The sequence below is a fragment of the Duganella sp. BJB1802 genome, assembly GCF_013369445.1.
Classification (GTDB): Bacteria; Pseudomonadota; Gammaproteobacteria; order Burkholderiales; family Burkholderiaceae_D; genus Rugamonas; species Rugamonas vulcania_A.
The window spans coordinates 142,349-160,478 of the sequence record NZ_JABWEF010000019.1; the positions used below are offsets into that span (position 1 = coordinate 142,349).

At 66.4% G+C, this 18,130-nt stretch carries 14 protein-coding genes and 1 tRNA gene; 12 read left to right on the forward strand and 3 right to left on the reverse strand.

The genetic code is table 11. The features are described from left to right. Window positions 1-9: 9 nt before the first annotated feature. On the forward strand, window positions 10-900 hold the full coding sequence (locus HUX88_RS25705; RefSeq protein WP_117011691.1) for a DMT family transporter: 891 nt from the start codon (window positions 10-12) through the stop codon (window positions 898-900). After that, window positions 897-1,805 (forward strand): DNA-3-methyladenine glycosylase 2, encoded by a 909-nt coding sequence (locus tag HUX88_RS25710; protein WP_176363607.1) that lies wholly within the window; start codon window positions 897-899, stop codon window positions 1,803-1,805. The genes HUX88_RS25705 and HUX88_RS25710 overlap by 4 nt, the downstream gene beginning before the upstream one ends. Here the strand turns inward: HUX88_RS25710 and HUX88_RS25715 are convergent. Continuing rightward, window positions 1,802-4,081, reverse strand: coding sequence for a bifunctional diguanylate cyclase/phosphodiesterase (locus HUX88_RS25715; protein ID WP_176363608.1), 2,280 nt, complete (start codon window positions 4,079-4,081; stop codon window positions 1,802-1,804). The two genes, HUX88_RS25710 and HUX88_RS25715, sit on opposite strands and share 4 nt — an antisense overlap. Window positions 4,082-4,328: 247 nt before the next feature. Between HUX88_RS25715 and HUX88_RS25720 the strand changes: the two genes are divergently transcribed. The 4 genes from HUX88_RS25720 to pepA all read left to right on the forward strand — a co-directional run bounded on the left by HUX88_RS25720 (window position 4,329) and on the right by pepA (window position 10,171). Further along, entirely contained in the window at window positions 4,329-5,204 is an 876-nt protein-coding gene (locus HUX88_RS25720) for a class I SAM-dependent methyltransferase (RefSeq protein ID WP_176363609.1), read from the forward strand. 14 nt (window positions 5,205-5,218) lie between these two features. Beyond that, window positions 5,219-6,247 (forward strand): MerR family transcriptional regulator, encoded by a 1,029-nt coding sequence (locus tag HUX88_RS25725; protein ID WP_176363622.1) that lies wholly within the window; start codon window positions 5,219-5,221, stop codon window positions 6,245-6,247. Between the two features lie 68 nt (window positions 6,248-6,315). Beyond that, window positions 6,316-9,066 (forward strand): XrtA/PEP-CTERM system TPR-repeat protein PrsT, encoded by a 2,751-nt coding sequence (gene prsT, locus HUX88_RS25730; RefSeq protein ID WP_176363610.1) that lies wholly within the window; start codon window positions 6,316-6,318, stop codon window positions 9,064-9,066. Window positions 9,067-9,262: 196 nt separating this feature from the next. After that, complete coding sequence (pepA, locus tag HUX88_RS25735) at window positions 9,263-10,171, forward strand: flocculation-associated PEP-CTERM protein PepA (RefSeq protein ID WP_176363611.1); 909 nt, start codon at window positions 9,263-9,265, stop codon at window positions 10,169-10,171. A 69-nt stretch (window positions 10,172-10,240) separates the two neighbouring features. Here pepA and HUX88_RS25740 read toward each other — a convergent pair whose 3' ends face one another. Further along, window positions 10,241-10,900 (reverse strand): DapH/DapD/GlmU-related protein, encoded by a 660-nt coding sequence (locus HUX88_RS25740; protein ID WP_176363612.1) that lies wholly within the window; start codon window positions 10,898-10,900, stop codon window positions 10,241-10,243. Between the two features lie 133 nt (window positions 10,901-11,033). Then, window positions 11,034-11,110: transfer RNA gene (locus HUX88_RS25745), tRNA-Met, on the reverse strand. A 171-nt stretch (window positions 11,111-11,281) separates the two neighbouring features. Between HUX88_RS25745 and HUX88_RS25750 the strand changes: the two genes are divergently transcribed. The 6 genes from HUX88_RS25750 (at window position 11,282) to HUX88_RS25775 (ending at window position 18,074) form a co-directional block, all read left to right on the forward strand. Further along, window positions 11,282-11,863 carry an NUDIX hydrolase gene (locus HUX88_RS25750; RefSeq protein ID WP_117011699.1) on the forward strand — a complete coding sequence of 194 codons (582 nt, stop codon included), beginning with the start codon at window positions 11,282-11,284 and terminating at the stop codon, window positions 11,861-11,863. Then, window positions 11,860-12,588 (forward strand): leucyl/phenylalanyl-tRNA--protein transferase, encoded by a 729-nt coding sequence (gene aat, locus HUX88_RS25755; RefSeq protein ID WP_176363613.1) that lies wholly within the window; start codon window positions 11,860-11,862, stop codon window positions 12,586-12,588. The genes HUX88_RS25750 and aat overlap by 4 nt, the downstream gene beginning before the upstream one ends. 73 nt (window positions 12,589-12,661) lie before the next feature. Beyond that, on the forward strand, window positions 12,662-13,390 hold the full coding sequence (locus tag HUX88_RS25760) for an arginyltransferase (RefSeq protein ID WP_117011701.1): 729 nt from the start codon (window positions 12,662-12,664) through the stop codon (window positions 13,388-13,390). A 32-nt stretch (window positions 13,391-13,422) separates the two neighbouring features. Beyond that, window positions 13,423-14,463: a quinone-dependent dihydroorotate dehydrogenase gene (locus tag HUX88_RS25765; protein ID WP_176363614.1), complete on the forward strand. Its 1,041-nt coding sequence runs from the start codon at window positions 13,423-13,425 to the stop codon at window positions 14,461-14,463. A 20-nt stretch (window positions 14,464-14,483) separates the two neighbouring features. After that, on the forward strand, window positions 14,484-15,530 hold the full coding sequence (locus tag HUX88_RS25770; RefSeq protein ID WP_176363615.1) for an aldo/keto reductase: 1,047 nt from the start codon (window positions 14,484-14,486) through the stop codon (window positions 15,528-15,530). A 162-nt stretch (window positions 15,531-15,692) separates the two neighbouring features. Continuing rightward, window positions 15,693-18,074, forward strand: coding sequence for a TonB-dependent siderophore receptor (locus HUX88_RS25775; protein WP_117011704.1), 2,382 nt, complete (start codon window positions 15,693-15,695; stop codon window positions 18,072-18,074). The last annotated feature ends 56 nt before the right edge of the window (window positions 18,075-18,130 follow it).

Here is an 18,130-nt window from a genome sequence, read left to right on the forward strand (position 1 = left end):
GGACTCCGCATGAGCACCGCCAACCTGTTCCGCCTGATACTCCTCGCCGCCATCTGGGGCGGCTCCTTCCTGTTCATGCGCATCGCCGCGCCGGTGCTGGGCGCGGCCGTGCTGATCGAATACCGCGTGCTGTTCGCCTCACTGTTCCTGGCGGCGATGGCGCTGGCGCTAAAAAAGCCGCTGAACCTGCGCCAGCACTGGAAGCACTACCTGATCCTCGGCCTGTTCAACTCCGCGCTGCCGTTCCTGATGTTCGCCTTCGCCGCGCGCACGCTGTCGGCCTCCCTGCTGGCCGTGCTGAACGCCACCACGCCGCTGTGGGGCACCTTGATCGGCGCCGTCTGGACCCGCCACATGGTCGGCGCCAAGGTGATGCTCGGCCTGCTGCTGGGCGCCTGCGGCGTGGCGCTGCTGGTCGGCTTCGACCACGTCAGCACCAAGCCCGGCGCCGGCATCGCCATCGCGGCCGTGCTGTTCGCCTCCTTCAACTACGGCATCGCCAGCAACTACGCCAAGCAGGCCAGGACGGTCGAGCCGTTCGCCAACGCGCACGGCTCGATGTGGGCGGCCACGCTGCTGGTGCTGCCCGCGCTGCCCTTCTTCCCGGCGCCGGGCGAGCCGACCATCGGCATCATGGGCGCGGTGCTGGCCCTGGGCGTGTTGTGCAGCGGCGTGGCCTACCTGATCTACTTCCGTTTGATCCAGGATGTCGGCCCGTCGTCGGCGCTGACGGTGACCTTCCTCAGTCCCCTGTTCGGCATCCTGTGGGGAGTGATGTTCCTTCAGGAGAGCGTGGGCTGGTACACCTTCGCCGGCGCCGCCATCGTCATCACCGGCACCGCGCTGGTGACGGGCTTCCGTCCGAGCTTCGGATTCCTGAGCAAGGCCAAGGCGGCATGAAGCCTTTCACGCTGCCGCTGCCATCCAGCTACCGGCTGCACGACGTGCTGGCCTTCCACAGCCGAGATCCCGAAGGCGTGGCCGAGGAAGTGGGCCCGGAGCGCCTGCGCAAGGGCATGCTGATCGACGACGTGCCTTTGGTGCTGGAGATCGTGCCCGACCCCCCCGCCGCGCCCACCAACGCCAGCTGCGCCGTGCATGCCGACGGCAAGCTGTCCGCCGCCGCGCAGGCGCGGGTGCGCGAGGCGGCGCTGAGCATCCTCGGCCTGCGCATCGATCCCGAACCGTTCAGCAAATTCGCCGCCAAGGACAAGCTGTTCGGCCCCCTGACGCGCGCCCAGCCCGGCCTGCGCATCGTGCAATCGGCCACGGTGTTCGAGGCGCTGACGTGGGCCATCATCGGCCAGCAGATCAACCTGTCGTTCGCGATCTCGCTGCGGCGCACCTTCATCCTGCAGGCGGGCCGCCAACACAGCAGCGGCTTGTGGTGCTACCCCACCGCCGCCGACGCGGCCAGGCTGGAACTGGACGACCTGACCAGCCGCAAATTCTCGCGCGCGAAGGCCGAGACGCTGCTGCGCCTGGCCGGCCTGGTGGCCAGCGGCGAACTGGCGTTGGAACTGTCGCCGTCCAACAGCATCGAGCAGGTGTCGGCGGCGCTGCTGGCCGTCAAGGGCATCGGTCCGTGGACCGTCAACTACGGCCTGCTGCGCGGCTACGGCCACGCCGACTGCTCACTGCACGGCGACGTCGCGGTGCGCGCCGCGCTCCAGCACCTGCTGGGCGAAGAGGCCAAGCCGGACATGGCACGCACCGAGCAGATCCTGGCCCGCTACAGTCCCCACCGCACCATGGCCGCCGCCCACCTGTGGGCCAGCCTGCATCCGCGCGCCGCGCAAGCCTAGGCCACGCGGCGCTCCTCCCGCTCCAGGACGAACGCCTCGAACTGCTCGGCGGTCAACGGCCGGCTGTAATAGAAGCCCTGTATCTCGTCGCAGCCATGCTCCCGCAGGTACTCCAGCTGCGCCGGGTGCTCGACGCCCTCGGCGATGGTGCGCAGGCCCAGGCCGCGCGCCAGGTTGACGATGGCCGCCACGATGGCGCGGTCCTCCGGGTCGGTGCCGATGTCGCGCACAAAGGACTGGTCGATCTTCAGCTTGTAGATCTTGAACTTCTTCAGATAGCTCAGCGACGAGTAGGCGATGCCGAAATCGTCGATCGCCATGCGCACGCCGCGCTCGTGCAGCTGGTCCATCACGGCGATGGCGGCCGGTGGATCGTGCATGGCCGCGCCCTCGGTCAACTCCAGCTCCAGGAATTCCGGCGCCAGCTGCTCCTGCATCAGGATGCTGCCGACCAGCTGCGGCAGGTCGGGATGGCGGAACTGCGCGGCCGACAGGTTCACCGCCATCACGAACGGCTCCATGCCCTGGTCCAGCCAGGTCTTCATCTGCCGCACCGCCTGGCGCAGCACCCATTCGCCGATCGGCAGCATTAAGCCGCTCTCCTCGGCGGCCGGGATGAACTCGGCCGGCGACACCGCGCCCAGCACCGGATGCTGCCAGCGCAGCAGCGCCTCGGCGCCGATGATGGCGCCGTCGCGCGCGTCGAACTGCGGCTGGTAGTGGACGCTCAGTTCATGGTTCTCCAGCGCATGCCGCAGCGCGTTGATGATCTGCAGCCGCCGCACCGCCTCGTCCTCCAGGTCGCTGGTGAAGAAGCTGTAGCCGTTGCGGCCGTTCTGCTTGGCCCGGTACATGGCGACGTCGGCGCAGCGCACCAGCGCCTCCAGGTCCTTGCCGTCCTGCGGATAAAGCGCCACGCCGATCGAACCGCTGACCGCCAGCTCATGCTGGTCGATGGCGAACGGCTCGGCCACCATGTCGAGGATTTTCTGCGCCACGCGCGGCAGGGCGGCCGCGTCGTCGCCGTGCAGCAGGAAGATGAATTCGTCGCCGCCCAGCCGCGCCACCACGTCGTCGGCCCGCAGCGTCAGGCGCAGGCGGCGCGCCAGCATGACCAGCAGCGCGTCGCCGATGCTGTGCCCGAGGCTGTCGTTGATGTCCTTGAAGCGGTCCAGGTCCAGGAACATCACCGCCAGCTTGTGGCTGCCGCATTGCGCCTGCAGGATCGCCTGGCGCGCGCGCTCGTCCAGGTGCGCCCGGTTGGGCAGGCCGGTCAGCACGTCGTAGTGCGCCAGGCGTTCGATGCGTTCCTCGGCCTGCTTGCGCTCGGTGACGTCGCGTGAAATGCCGAAGATGCCGGACGCGCGGCCGGCCCGGTCCAGCAGCGGCCCCTTGGTGGACTGGAACAGCGCCTCGCGGCCATCGGGCAGCATGACGTGTTCCTCGCTGGTCTGGGCGCGGCCAGTCCGCATCACCGACTGGTCGTGCTGCCGTATCCTGGCGGCCGACTGCGCGGAGAACAGCTGCTCGTCGGTGCGGCCCAGGATCTGGTCGGCAGGCCGGTCCAGAAAAGCCACCGTCGCCGGGTTGACCAGCAGGTAGCGGCCCTGCAGGTCCTTGACGTACACCGCGTCCGAGGTGCCGCCGACGATGCCGCTCAACAGCTTGCGGTCGGACTCGCCCTTGCGCAGGGCGCTGCGCATGAATTCGCTCAGCATGCTGGCCACCACGCCGTTGACGATCAACAGCAGCCACTGCATCAGGTCGTAGTGGTCGCTGAAGTCCAGGCCGTGCAAGGGACGCAGCACCAGCCATTTGATGCCCACCGCCGCCGTCGCCGTCGCCAGCAAGCCCGGCCCCAGGCCGCCCACCAGCGCGCTGATCATAATCGGCAGCATGAACATGACCAGCAAGGGACGCGGCTCGCTGGCGTCGACCAGCAGCACGCGGATCATCAGCATCGCGCCGACCAGCACCAGCGCCAGCGGATAGTGGCACCAGCCATAGCGGCGGCCGACGCCGGGCATCAAGCCACGGGCCGCCACCTCGAACAACGGCTGGCGGCGGTCGGCGCCGGCCGACACCGCCCGCATCGCCAGCGCATAGCCGGCCGCGCTGCACGTCACGAAGAACACGCCCTTGGCGCCGGACAACCAGACCATGGTGTCGGTTTTAAGGGCGGACAATAGCTGGTCCGACAACAGCACCCAGGCCGTGCCGAGCACGACGTAGGTCGCTGTGACCAAAACGATAAATCGGGAATGATTGCTAGCCATGACAGGCACCGGAGTGGTAATAATTGCTTGAGAGTAGCATCGGCACTGGGGTATGCCCAGCAATGCCGCGCGCCGGCCGGCGGTAAATCGCACGTCCTTGACTTAAGTCAAATTTGACAAAGCCCGTTGTGTTAATCGGTGCACAATCGGGCCAGGAGGCCGTTAGCGCGTCGCCAACATTGTTTTCGCTTGAGCCTGACGCAGCGTCAGGCTTTACGATCTGCTGCATTGTCCTGAAGGAGTCCACATGCAGCCCAACATCCCCTCCCCGCTCGGCCAGCTGGCCGGCCCCAAGCCCAGCGCCTGGATGACCGCCACCCTGCGCGCCGCCCACCAGCTGTACGATGCGCCGCTGATCCTGCGCGATCCGGTCGCCGTGCCCCTCCTCGGCGCCGAGGGCGCAGCCCGGCTGCATGGCGACGGCGAGCGCCAGCGCCATCCGCTGGCGGCCGCGATGCGCGCCACGCTGGTGGTGCGCGCCCGCCTGGCCGAAGACAGCTGGCAGGCCGCGCATCGCGGCGGCGTGAACCAGTACGTGATCCTCGGCGCCGGCCTCGACACCTACGCCTATCGCGCCGACTGCCTGCCGTCCGCGCGGCTTTACGAGGTCGACCTGCCCGCCATGCAGCAATGGAAGCGCGCCTGCCTGCGCGCGGCCGGCATCGCCGCGCCGGCGTCGCTGGCCTATGTGGCCACCGACTTCGAACAAGCCTCGCTCAGCGCCGACCTGCAGCTGGCCGGCCTGGACGCCGACGCGCCGGCCTGCTGCTCCTGGCTGGGCGTGACGATGTACCTGCCGGCGGACGCCGTCATGCGGACCCTGCAGGACGTGGCCGGCTTCGCGCCGGGCAGCAGCATCGTGTTCGACTACTGCGTGCACGACAGCCATCTGGGCGAGACCGAACGCATGGGGCTGCAAGTGGTGGCCGCCGCGCTGGCGGCGCAGGGCGAGCACCTGCTGAGCACCTTCGATCCGCAGGCGCTGGAACACATGCTGCGCCGCTTCGGCTACAGCCGGGTCGAGCACTTCGGCGCGCCGGAACTGAGCGAGCGCTATCTGGGCGGGCGCGGCGACGGCCTGCGCCTGAGCGGCATCTTCCGCATGGTCCGGGCCACGGTTTGACGTACACTGCGGGCATGGAAAAAACCGTGTTGAAAATCGGCGAGCTGGCCGCGCGCGCCGGCCTGACGGTGCGCGCGCTGCACCACTACGACAGCATCGGCCTGCTGACGCCGTCGGCCCGCGCCGATTCCGGCTACCGCCTCTACAACCGCGACGACGTCGCGCGCCTGCACCACATCCAGACGCTGCGGCGCTTCGGCATGTCGCTGGCCGACATCGCCACCTTCCTGGCCAGTCCGGACGCGCCGTTCGCCGACATCGTCGCGCAGCAGATCGCCGCGCTGGGCAAGCAGATCGAACAGGCAACCATGCTGCGCGAACAGCTGACGCGGCTGCAACAGGTGCTGAGCAACGGCGGCAGTCCCGAGCTGTCCGACTGGCTGCAAACGCTGGAGAAGATGGACCTGTACGACAAGTACTTCACCCGCGAGGAATTGAAGCGCCTGCCCTTCTGGCAGCAGGACGCGCGCCGCAACGCCGCCTGGGCCGCGCTGGTGGCCGAGGTGGAAACGCTGATGGCGCAAGGCGTGCCGCCGGACGACGCACGCGCGGGCGAACTGTCGGAGCGCTGGATGCGGACGCTGCAGCACGACACCGCCGCCAATCCCGAGTTCGCGCGCCGCATCACCGTCATGCTGGACCGGGAGGTCAAGGCGCAGCAGCAGACCCGCATCACGCCGGCGCTCAAGGAATACGTGTCGGCGGCGATGGCCGCGCGCAAGCTGGGCATCTACGCGCGCTATCTGGACGCCGACGAGATGCACACCATGCGCGCCAACAGCGGCAAGAACCAGGACGAGTGGATGGCGCTGATCGCCGGCGTGCACCAGCATCTGGAAGACGGCGTCGCCCACGACGCGCCGTCGGCGCAGGCGCTGGCGAAGCGCTGGATGGACCTCTACATGTCGCAGATCGGCGGCGACCCGGCCACGCTGGCCAAGATCCGCGCCGCGCACGACCAGGAACCCGCGCTGCTCAGCGGCACCTGGATCACGCCCGCCATGCTCGACTACATCAGGATCTCCTACGCCACGCTGGCTTGATCAAGCGTAAGGCGAGCACCGGCATTGCGTCCTAAGATCGCGGAGGTGCCACCGTCCAGGAGACCAGCATGACCCGACTCGTAGCCCCGATGCTGTTGATGCTGACGCTGGGCGCCTGCCACGGCGCGCGCGACGCCGACAGCCTGATGGAACAGGCCCGGCAATACCGTGCGCGGGGCGAAACCAGATCGGCCATCATCGAACTGAAAAACGCCCTGCAAAAAGCGCCCGAAAACGCCCGCGCCCGCCTGCTGCTGGGCGAGGTGTACATCGAAGCCGGCGATGCCGCGTCGGCCGAAAAGGAACTGCGCAAGGCCAAGGCGCTGGGCATGGCGCCGGCGGAAATCCTGCCGCTCCTGGGCAAGGTGATGCTGATGCAGGGCCAGTTCCAGAAACTGCTCGACGACATCAAACCGGACCCGGCCAGCCCGCACCGGACGGCGCTGCTCGTCCTGCGCGCCAACGCGCATCTGGGCCTGGGCGACACTGAGCAAGCCCGGCAACTATTCGACGAAGTGCTGGCGAAAGAAGCGGACCTGGCCGACGCCCTGCTGGGCCAGGCGAAGATCGCCGCGCTGTCGCAGCGCCTGGACCTGGCCACCGAGCGCATCGAACGCGCCCTGGCCAAACATCCCGACAACATCGACTGCCTGCGTTTCAAGGGCGACCTGCTGCGCCTGCAGGGCAAGGAAGCGGAAGCCCTGCTGACGTACAAGAAAATCCTGACGCTGCAACCGAACAATACCCAGGCCCACATCGACAGCGCCAACCTCCTGATCCAGGGCAAGAAACTGGCCGAAGCCCGCGCCGAGATCGACGCCGCCCGCAAGAACGCGCCCGGCAGCCTGCAGGTGTTCTACACACAAGCCCTGCTCGATTTTCAGGAAGCGAAATACCCGGCGGCGCGCGACACCCTGCAGCAGATCTTGCGCGCGATGCCGGATCACATGCCCAGCGTCCTCCTGATGGGTTCGGTGCAGCTGGCGATGGGCTCGTATCTGGAGGCCGAGCTGTCCTTGCGCAAATTCCTCGACGCGTATCCGCACCAGGTCTACGCCAGCAAACGCCTGGCCGGACTGCTTTTGAGGAGCGGCAAGACCGACGATGCGCTCGCCGTGCTGGAACCGCTGCTGGAGGCCAACCGCAAAGACGTCGAATTGCTGGCCCTGGCCGGACAGGCGCAGATGCAGGCCCGGCATTTCGCCAAGGCGGCCGAGTACTTCCAGGCGGCCAGCGACCTGGCGCCGCAAACGGCCAGCCTGCACACCTCGCTGGGCTTGAGCCGCCTGGGCGCGGGCGAATCGGCGCGCGCGGTGGCCGAACTGGAACAGGCGACCACGCTGGACGACAAGAGCGGCCGCGCCGGCATCCTGCTGGCGATGACCTATTTGCGCAACCAGGAATACGACAAGGCCTTGTCGGCGATCACCGCGATGGAGCGGCACGACGGAAAAAATCCCCTAATACAAAACATGAAGGGCGGCATCCTCCTGTCCAAACACGACCTGGCTGGCGCGCGCGCCGGCTTCGAGCAGGCGCTGGCGCTGGACCCGTCCTACCTGCCGGCGCTGGAGAACCTGGCGCAAATGGATCTGGCGGAAAAGAAACCCGAACAGGCCCGCCAGCGTTACGAGGCGGCGCTGGCCAGGGACAAGCGGAACGTCGGCCTGATGACGGCGCTGGCCCGCCTGGCCCTGCGACGCAACAACGCCCCGGAAGCGATGCGCTGGCTGGAACGCGCCACCGCCGAACATCCCGACGCCCTGACGCCGGCCTTGCTGCTGGCGAATCTTTACCAGGGTGCCGGCGCAAAGGACAAAGCCCTGAAACTGGCCCAGTCGCTGCTGACCAGCCATCCGGCCGATCCCGACGCGCTGGCGCTGCTGGCGCAGATCCAGGTTGCCAACGGCAACTACGAGGCGGGGCTGGAAAACTATAGCAAGCTGGCCGCAATACAGCCGGCGTCGGCCGCTGTGCAGCTGCGCATTGCCTATGCCCAGGCCGCGCTCAAGGACCAGGCCGGCGCACTCGATTCGGCCAAGAAAGCTTTGCGCCTGAAGCCGGACTGGTTCGAAGCGCAAGTCCTCACCGCGACCTTGCTGGTGGAAAATAAAGACTACACCGACGCGCTGGCCCTCGCCCAGACCGTGCAGCGCCAGCGGCCCGACCTGCCGGCGGGGCTGACACTGGAGGGCGATATCTGGACGGAGCGGCAGAAACCGCAGGAGGCACTGCGCGCCTACGAGCAGGCGTTCAAGATGAGCAAGCTGCCGCCGCTGGCGATCAAGCTCCACCAGGCGCTGCTGAAGGCGGGCAAAGGCAAGGAGGCGAACCAGCACGCCGCCCAGTGGCTGCAGCAGCACCCGGCCGAGCTCAGCGTCCGGCTCTACCTGGCCGGCGCCGAGCTGTCGGCCGGGCGCTACCCGGCGGCGATCGGCTTGTTCGAGTCCATCGTCCGGCTCGACCCGAAAAACGCCGTGGCGCTCAACAACCTGGCCTGGGCTTACCAGCAGGAAAAGGACGAGCGCGCCCTGTCCACCGCCGAACAGGCTTACCGGCTGGCCGGCACCAGCCCCGCCGTCCTCGACACCCTGGGCTGGATACTGTCCGAGCAGGGCGATACCGGCCGCGCCCTGCCCTTGCTGCGCAAGGCCAACACGCTGGCGCCCGACACGCCCGACATCAGCTATCACCTCGGCCTGACCCTGATGAAGGCCGGCAATATCATCGCGGCGCGCCGCCAGTTCGAACAATTGCTGGCCTCCGGCAAGGACTTCCCGAAACGCGCCGAGGTGAAGGCGAGGCTCGATGCGCTGTAGTGTCGGTTATTTTTACAGCCTCTCCATGACGGATCGGAAGAATACAAAAATACGCTTTTAAAACAACTACTTAGACATTCCTTCAAACATGGCTTGGCATTTGCTAGGTAGAGGGTAGCCGACCGGTTTCAGATGGGTTGGCAAAGTTTCGAAGCCCCTTGCGTAGCGACTCTTCATTCATCAGGAAGGAAATAAAATGAAAAAATTAGGCACACTAAGCGCTCTGCTGGGAGCGCTGTTCTCGGCCGGCGCAGTCCACGCGACAACGCTGGACACCCGTAGCGCCGCCAACGTGCTGTTTGCAGGCAACCCCGGAGAACCGGCCGCTCCCTCCGCCCTGGGCGGCGACGGCATCCTCCAGAATTTCACCGGGATCGACTGGCATCAAAACGGCGCGGGCCTGGTTCAGGGGTTCACGCTGACCCCCGCCAACAACACCGGCGACTTCGCCGACTTCACCCTGACGTACCAGGCCTTCGCCGCAGCCATCGGCAGCACCTCGGCGACGCCGGATCTGCGCGTCGCGCCCCCGGGCCCCGCCGTGGGCACCTATGAGCTGACCACCACCGCCACCTTACACGAACGGGCTACCTGCCTCAACGCGGGCTGCTCCACGGTCGCGCTCACCTTCACCCCCTCCACCACCAGCACCTGGACGGTGTATTTCGATAACTCGCCCGATGCCGACCAAGCGACCGGACTGGGATTCACCGATGGCGTAGCCATGCTGTCGGGCACTTGGGATGCGGAACTGTCGACCTTTTTAGCGACCGGCACGTCCGGCACTCCCGGCGCCACCGGCGTCGGCTCGGCGACGTTGGCCGGCACCGTGCTGATGACGAACGCGACCTACGTCTCGCCGGCCTTGGCCGGCACCCGGTTCGACACCACGCTCAACTTCCCCGGCCCCGCCGCGCCCGGTTTCACGCGGCCGCTGCTGGTCAACGGCATCGCGACCGGTCCGAACACGGATTCGCAATTCGTGTTGAACATCGACGGCGCCCAGCAATTCACGCCCGTGCCCGAGCCGGCCACGCTGGCGCTGGTTGCGGCCGGCATCTTCGGCATGGGCTCGCTCGGCCGCCGCCGCGAAAAGCGGCAATAATCCCTGGCCGGGGTCTGCGATCGGTAATCGGTAGAGGCCGGCGCTTGGGGGCGCCGGCCTTTTTTGGTCTTATTTCAGGCGCCGCGCCGGGCTGCCTCCCCAGATCTCGCCGGACGCGATGCGCGTTCCCTTGGCCACCAGCGAATTGGCCGCCACGATGGCGTTGTCGCCTATCGTCACACCGGACAGCACCACCGCATGGGCGCCTATCGTGACATGGTCGCCTATCGTGATGAAATAGTGTCCCAAGGTATCGCCCTCGATCACATGAGGCACCAGCAAGGCCGTCTCGCCCACCACGCTGTTGGCGCCCATGGTCACGAACGAGGGATCGTAAATGATGCCCGAGCTGTAGGTGTTGGCGCCCAGGCGGGCACCCAGCCCGAGGTAGATCAGCCGCATGATCGGGATCGGAATGATGCCGCCGCGTATCAGCGAATTGAACAGGATCAGGTAGAACAGGACGTAGACCTGATAGATGAACTCCTGCCTGGAGCCGAATTCGATATTTCCATCATGCAGAGGCAGCGCCCACATGAAAATACGGAAGACCAGCATGCCGTACAGGTAGACCAGCACCACGGCCGCCGCAGTGACGGCCACGCCCCGGAAATCGCCCAGGCCGGGAATATTGCCCACGCCGCACCAGGCGCTCAGCACTGCCAGCAGCAACACCAGCGCCAGCATGGAAAGAAACACGACAATCGCGGAAGGTCTGATTTTTCGCATGAAAAAACTCCCCACAAGAAGGTCGATTATAGGGAAAGGTGGTTTTCCGGTCGCCGATTTGCCTTGATCCCGCTCAAACGTCGCGCAAATGAAAAAGCCGCTGATACCTGACGGCATCAACGGCTTTCGAATTTGGTTGCGGGGACAGGATTTGAACCTGTGACCTTCGGGTTATGAGCCCGACGAGCTGCCAGACTGCTCCACCCCGCGTCTGATGTAATCATTATAGGGCAAATCCTTACATTAGGCAATATTAATCCTGACATCGCTCGCGATAGTCCGAATAAATGCTGTTACCTATAGGCATAGGACATGCCGAACAGGCGACTATCGGTGTAAAGTAGTCAAAGTGAGCATATCCACCGACTTGAGTTATCCCCTATGAAATTTTGTTCCGAATGCGCCGCCCCCGTCAGCCTGGCGATCCCGGCCGGCGACAACCGCCCCCGCTACGTGTGCGGCAACTGCGCCACCATCCACTACCAGAACCCCAAGATGGTCCTGGGCACCATCCCCGTGTGGGAACGCGACGGCGAACTGAAGGTGTTGCTGTGCAAGCGCGCGATCGAGCCGCGCCACGGCTACTGGACCTTGCCGGCCGGCTTCATGGAGAACAACGAAACCACCGCCGAAGGGGCCATCCGCGAAACCCAGGAGGAAGCCGGCGCCAATATCGCGCTGGGCCAGATGTTCTCGCTGCTGAACGTGGCGCGCGTGCACCAGGTCCACATGTTCTACCTGGCCACGCTGCTGGACCTGGACTTCGCCCCCGGCGAGGAAAGCCTGGAAGTGCAACTGTTCAGCGAGGCGGAGATTCCGTGGGACGACCTGGCCTTCCCCACCATTCACGCCACGCTGGAACTGTTTTTCGCCGACCGCGTCAAAATCCGTGAGGGCGGCAGCTACGGCTTCCACACCCAGGACATAGTCCGCAGCATGCGTTCAGATAACTCGACAACGTGATTCCCTGGCTAGAAACCGACAGCCCCTTCCCCGACGTGGCGGAGGCGCTGACCACCGATGCGCCCGGCCTGCTGGCGGCCGGCGCCGACCTGTCGCCACAGCGTTTGCTGATGGCCTACCGGCACGGCATCTTCCCCTGGTTTTCCGAAGGCCAGCCCATCCTGTGGTGGAGCACCGATCCGCGCATGGTGCTGATGACCGACCAGTTCCGCATCTCGGACAGCCTGAAGAAAACCCTGCGCAAGGTCGAGCGCGAGATGGCCGCCGGTGGCCGCTGGCAGGTGCGCTTCGACAGCGCCTTCGAACAGGTGATGCGGGCCTGCGCCGCGCCGCGCAGGGACGGCCCCGGCACGTGGATCTCGGAAGACATCATCGCCGGCTACACCGGCCTGCACAAGCTGGGCTACGCCCACTCGGCCGAGCTGTGGCTGGACGGCCAGCTGGTCGGCGGCGCCTACGGCGTCTCGATCGGCCGCATGTTCTACGGCGAATCGATGTTCGCGCGCGTCACCGACGGCTCCAAGATCGCGCTGGCCTACCTGGTGCGCTTCCTGCGCCAACACGGCGTGAAAATGATCGATTGCCAGCAGGAGACCGGCCACCTGGCCTCGCTGGGCGCGGCGCCGATTCCGCGCGCGCAATTCCTGGCGCATCTGCGCAACACTATTGAATTGCCTCAGATCACTGTGTGGGAACCCATTGCACCGCTGGCTGCGGACAGTTAAGCTAAAGGTGACCAGCGCCTTCGGAAACTTGGCGCTATCATAGGCTTACACCACCGCTCTCGATAGGACGCGCATGACGCACCTGAACGATCTGCCTTTCGCGACGCTGCAGTTTTACACGACGGCGCCCTACCCCTGCAGCTATCTGGACGCGCGCCAGGCGCGCTCGCAGGTGGCCACGCCCTCGCACCTGATCAACGCCGACGTGTATTCCGAGCTGGTCAAGAACGGCTTCCGCCGCAGCGGCATCTTCACCTATCGCCCGTATTGCGACGGCTGCCAGGCCTGCATCCCGGTGCGGGTGGTGGCCGACCTGTTCGCGCCCAGCCGCGGCCAGCGGCGCGCGTGGGTCAAGCATGGCAACCTGGTCGCCGGCGTGGCCACGCTGTCGTTCTCGGACGAGCACTACGACCTCTACCTGCGCTACCAGAGCAAGCGCCACGCCGGCGGCGGCATGGACCAGGACAGCCGCGACCAGTACGCGCAATTCCTGCTGCAAAGCCGGGTCAACACGCGGCTGGTGGAGTTCCGCGAACCGGGCGGCACGCTGCGCATGGTCAGCATCATCGACGTGCTGTCCGACGGCCTGTCGTCGGTCTATACCTTCTTCGACCCGGATGTCGAGGGCGCTTCCTACGGCACCTTCAACGTGCTGTGGCAGATCGCCCAGGCGCGCGAACTCAAGCTGCCCTACGTCTACCTGGGCTACTGGATCAAGGAAAGCCCGAAGATGTCGTACAAAACCAACTTCAAGCCGCTGGAGGCGCGCATCCGCGGCGAGTGGAGCGTGCTGGACGCCTGATAAAATACGGGGAACACCAACAAGAGCTCCCCATGTCCGAAAAATTCCTGTACTCGCTGGCCCGTCCGCTGCTGTTTTCCATGGACGCCGAAGCCGCCCACCACTTCACCCTTCCCGCACTCAAGCGCGCCGCCGCCCTGGGCCTGACCAAGCTGGTCAAGCAGCCCAAGGCCGACCCGCGCACCGTGATGGGCATTACGTTTAAAAACCCGGTCGGCCTGGCCGCCGGCCTGGACAAGGACGGCGCCTACATCGACGCGCTGGCCGACCTGGGCTTCGGCTCGATCGAGGTGGGCACCGTCACGCCGCGCGCGCAGCCGGGCAACCCCAAGCCGCGCATGTTCCGCCTGCCGGAGGCGCACGCCATCATCAACCGCATGGGCTTCAACAACGGCGGCGTCGACGCCTTCGTCGCCAACGTGCAGTCGTCGCGCTTCTACCAGGACAAGGCCGGCGTGCTGGGCCTGAACATCGGCAAGAACGCCGACACGCCGATCGAGCGCGCCACCGACGACTACCTGCACTGCCTGGAGAAGGTCTATCCCTACGCCAGCTACGTGACGGTCAACATCTCGTCGCCGAACACCAAGAACCTGCGCCAGCTGCAAGGCGGCTCGGAACTGGACGGCCTGCTGGGCACGCTGAAGGACGCCCAGCTGCGCCTGGCCGACCAGCACAAGCGCTACGTGCCGCTGGCGCTGAAGATCGCGCCGGACATGGACGGCGACCAGGTCAAGAACATCGCCGACGCGCTGCTGCGCCACAAGATCGACGGCGTGATCGCCACCAACACCACGCTCAGCCGCGACGCCGTCACCGGCATGCTGCACGGCGCCGAGGCGGGCGGCTTGTCGGGCGCGCCGGTGTTCGAGCTGTCCAACACGGTGATCCGCCTGCTCAAGGCCGAGCTGGGCGATGCCGTGCCCATCATCGGCGTCGGCGGCATCCTGCGCGGCGCCGACGCCAAGGTGAAAATGGCGTGCGGCGCGCAGCTGGTGCAGCTGTACAGCGGACTGATCTACGCCGGTCCGGCGCTGGTGCGCGATTGCGCGGACGCGCTGCGCGGCAACTAAGGAACAACCAAGGAGACGGCATGCAGCAGACTCAACTCGGAACGAGCGACCTCAGCGTCAGCAAGATCTGCCTGGGCACGATGACCTTCGGCGAGCAGAACACCGAAGCCGACGCGCACAGCCAGCTGGATTACGCGCTCGAGCGCGGCATCAACTTCATCGACACGGCCGAGATGTACCCGGTGATGCCGCGCGCGGAAACGCAGGGCATGACCGAGCGCCACATCGGCAGCTGGCTGAAGAAGAGCGGCGCGCGCGGCAAGGTGGTGCTGGCCACCAAGGCGGCCGGGCCCAGCCCGCACATCAGCTGGGTGCGCGGCGGCCAGCAGAACTTCGACGCCGCCAACCTGCGCGCGGCGGTCGAGACCAGCCTGCAGCGGCTGCAGACCGACCATATCGATTTATACCAATTGCACTGGCCCAGCCGCAACGTGCCGGTGTTCGGCTCGAACGCCTTCAATCCCAAGCTGGAGCGTCCCTGCGTGGCGATCGATGAAACCCTGGCCGCGCTGGGCGACTTGATCAAGGAAGGCAAGATCGGCGCGATCGGCGTGTCCAACGAATCGTGCTGGGGCGTGAACGAGTTCATCAAGCAGTCCGAGATGGGTGGCCTGCCGCGCATCGCCACCATCCAGAACCTGTACAACCTGACCGCGCGCCACTTCGAGACCAGCCTGCTGGACGAGACCTGCTACCGCGAGAACGTCAGCCTGCTGGCCTACAGCCCGCTGGCGTTCGGCCAGCTGACCGCCAAGTACCACGACGACCCGAAAGCCAAGGGCCGGCTGACGCTGTTCCCGCCGACCTGGAGCCCGCGCTACCTGCGTCCGGCGGTGCTGTCCGCCGTGGCGCAATACGCCGAGCTGGCGCGCGCCAACGGCCTCACGCCAACGCAGCTGGCGCTGGCGTGGTGCTACTCGCGCTGGTTCGTGGCCTCGACCATCATCGGCGCCACCAACCTGGCGCAGCTGAAGGAAAACATCGACGCCTACAGCGTGCAACTGCCGCCAGAAGTGCTGGCCCAGGTCGACGCCATCCACGCCGCCATCCCCAACCCCGGCCAATAACCGGGCGCTTTTAAACAACACTCTTTTCGCCGATCTCGCGTGAAAAGAGTGTTGTTCCTGCACGTTATCCCAATCTTGCATATCATTAGACGTAACCATTCGTGGGCAGCAACTTTGCGCACTGGTAAGCTTTCCTCATCGTCAACGTAGAAAGACCGTCTCATGAGCACACGCCGCACCGTCCATCCCCTCGCCCGCCCTCTGCTGCTCAGCAGCCTGATCGCCACCACCGTCATTCCCGCCTTCGCCCAGCAAGCCGTCGCCGACGGTGAATTGCAGTCCGTGGTCGTGACCGGCACCTATGCCAAGAACCGCCGCACCATCGACTCCGAATCGCCGGTCGACGTGATCGGCGCGAAAGACCTGCAGGCCAGCGGCTCGAGCGAACTGGCCACCGTACTGGGCCGCCTGCTGCCGTCGATGAACTTCCCGCGCCCATCCGGCGCCGACGCCAGCGACGCGGTGCGCCCGGCCCAGCTGCGCGGCCTGTCGCCGGACCAGACGCTGGTGCTGGTCAACGGCAAGCGCCGCCACACCTCGGCGGTGGTCAACGTCAACGGCACCCAGGGCCGCGGCTCGGCGCCGGTGGACCTGAACGCGATCCCGCTGGCCGCCATCGACCACATCGAGGTGCTGCGCGACGGCGCGGCGGCCCAGTACGGCTCGGACGCGATCGCCGGCGTGATCAACATCATCCTGAAAAAAGGCGCGGCCGGCGGCGAGGCCGAAGTGGGCTGGGGCGAGTACCAGAAACGCGACGGCAAGGCGCTCACCGTGCGCGGCTCGACCGGCTTCAACCTGGGCGACCAGGGCTGGGTGCGCGTGGCGCTGGAAGCGTCCGACCGCGATCCGACCAACCGCGCCGGTCCCGACCTGCGCAATCCGGCGGAACCCCGCTACGGCAAGGTCAACCAGCGCTTCGGCGATCCCGAGACCCGTCCGCGCACCGTGTTCGTCAACAGCCAGTACCGCGTCAACGATGACATCGACTGGTACGCCTTCGCCAACTACGGCCAGCGCAACACCTCGGCCGCCGCCACCTGGCGCACCGCGCTGGTCGGCACGGCGCAACGCACGCCGCTGTATCCGGAAGGCTTCCTGCCGCTGGAGAACAGCGAGTCGACCGACCTGTCGCTGGTCACCGGCCTGCGCGGCGAGGCGGGCGGATGGCGCTGGGACGCCAGCCTGAACTATGGCAGCAACGAGTTCCAGCTGGACCTGGACCACACAGTCAACCAATCGCTGAACGCCGCCAGCCCGACCCACTTCTACGCGGGCAAGCTGAAGAACACGCAGCAGCTGTTCAACTTCGACATCGCCAAGGAGTATCCGGTGGCGGCCTTCAGCGGCCCGCTGACGGTGGCGCTGGGCGTCGAGGCGCGGCACGAGAAATATGAGATCGGCGCCGGCGACGAGGCGTCCTACATCGGCAGCGGCGCGCAAGGCTTCTCCGGCTTCCGCCCGATCAACGCCGGCAGCAACAGCCGCCACAACGAATCGGTCTACGCCAACCTGGAAGCGGAAATCACCAAGCAGTTCTCGGCCTCGGGCGCGCTGCGCCACGAGCGTTACAGCGATTTCGGCAGCACCACCTCGGCCAAGGGCTCGGCGCGCTACGCGTTCACGCCGGACTTCTCGCTGCGCGGCACGGCCTCGTCCGGCTTCCGCGCGCCATCGCTGGCGCAGCAGTTCTACACCATCACCACCACCAACTTCTCGGTGGTGAACGGGGTGAACACGCCGATCGAGACCGGCACCTTCGCGGTCGGCAGCGCCGCCGCGTCGGCGCTGGGCGCGACGCCGCTCAAGGCCGAGAAAGCCCGTAACTACAGCCTCGGCGTTCAGTTCTCGCCCACCCGCAACTGGAACACCACGGTCGACGCCTACCGCATCGACATCGACGACCGCATCGCGCTGTCGGCCAACATGACCTTGTCGCCGGCGCTGCAGGCGGCGCTGGCCAAGCAGTCCATCCTGGTCGGCGCCGGCCGCTACTTCACCAACGCCATCGACACCCGCACCACCGGCGTCGACGTGGTCAGCACCTACCGCTGGGACACCAAGGCCGCCGGCCGCTACGATTTCACCGCGGCCTACAACCACAACAAGAACTCGCTGGAGCACGTCAACGACAACCCGGCCATCCTGACCGCCAACGGCCTGACGCTGATCGACCGCCAGACCATCAACCGCATCACGGTCGGCTCGCCGAAGGACAAGTTCAGCCTGGCCACCGACTGGTCGCTGGGCGACTGGGGCGCGCGCGGCGTGGTGACCCGCTACGGCAGCTTCACCGTGCCGCAGAATAATCCTGCGCTGGATCAGGTCTACGATCCGCAATGGGTGCTGGACTTGTCGGGCAGCGTCAAGCTCAACAAGAACTGGCGCCTGAGCGCGGGCATCGACAACGTGACCAACCGTTATCCGGACCAGGTCACGTCGGCGGGCAACCTCAACAACAACGGCATCAATCCGTACAGCGGCTTCGCGCCGAACGGCTTCAACGGCCGCTACTACTACGCCAAGGCCGGCTACAGCTGGTAAGCGCGGCGCGCGGGGGCATCGCCCCCAGCGCCCGAGGTCAGGCCGGCGCCAACAGC

Coding starts and splice junctions, on each gene's coding strand:
- HUX88_RS25705 (WP_117011691.1), top strand. CDS start 10: ATGAGCACCGCCAACCTGTTCCGCCTGATACTCCTCGCCGCCATCTGG.
- HUX88_RS25710 (WP_176363607.1), top strand. CDS start 897: ATGAAGCCTTTCACGCTGCCGCTGCCATCCAGCTACCGGCTGCACGAC.
- HUX88_RS25715 (WP_176363608.1), bottom strand. CDS start 4,081: ATGGCTAGCAATCATTCCCGATTTATCGTTTTGGTCACAGCGACCTAC.
- HUX88_RS25720 (WP_176363609.1), top strand. CDS start 4,329: ATGCAGCCCAACATCCCCTCCCCGCTCGGCCAGCTGGCCGGCCCCAAG.
- HUX88_RS25725 (WP_176363622.1), top strand. CDS start 5,219: ATGGAAAAAACCGTGTTGAAAATCGGCGAGCTGGCCGCGCGCGCCGGC.
- prsT (WP_176363610.1), top strand. CDS start 6,316: ATGACCCGACTCGTAGCCCCGATGCTGTTGATGCTGACGCTGGGCGCC.
- pepA (WP_176363611.1), top strand. CDS start 9,263: ATGAAAAAATTAGGCACACTAAGCGCTCTGCTGGGAGCGCTGTTCTCG.
- HUX88_RS25740 (WP_176363612.1), bottom strand. CDS start 10,900: ATGCGAAAAATCAGACCTTCCGCGATTGTCGTGTTTCTTTCCATGCTG.
- HUX88_RS25750 (WP_117011699.1), top strand. CDS start 11,282: ATGAAATTTTGTTCCGAATGCGCCGCCCCCGTCAGCCTGGCGATCCCG.
- HUX88_RS25760 (WP_117011701.1), top strand. CDS start 12,662: ATGACGCACCTGAACGATCTGCCTTTCGCGACGCTGCAGTTTTACACG.
- HUX88_RS25765 (WP_176363614.1), top strand. CDS start 13,423: ATGTCCGAAAAATTCCTGTACTCGCTGGCCCGTCCGCTGCTGTTTTCC.
- HUX88_RS25770 (WP_176363615.1), top strand. CDS start 14,484: ATGCAGCAGACTCAACTCGGAACGAGCGACCTCAGCGTCAGCAAGATC.
- HUX88_RS25775 (WP_117011704.1), top strand. CDS start 15,693: ATGAGCACACGCCGCACCGTCCATCCCCTCGCCCGCCCTCTGCTGCTC.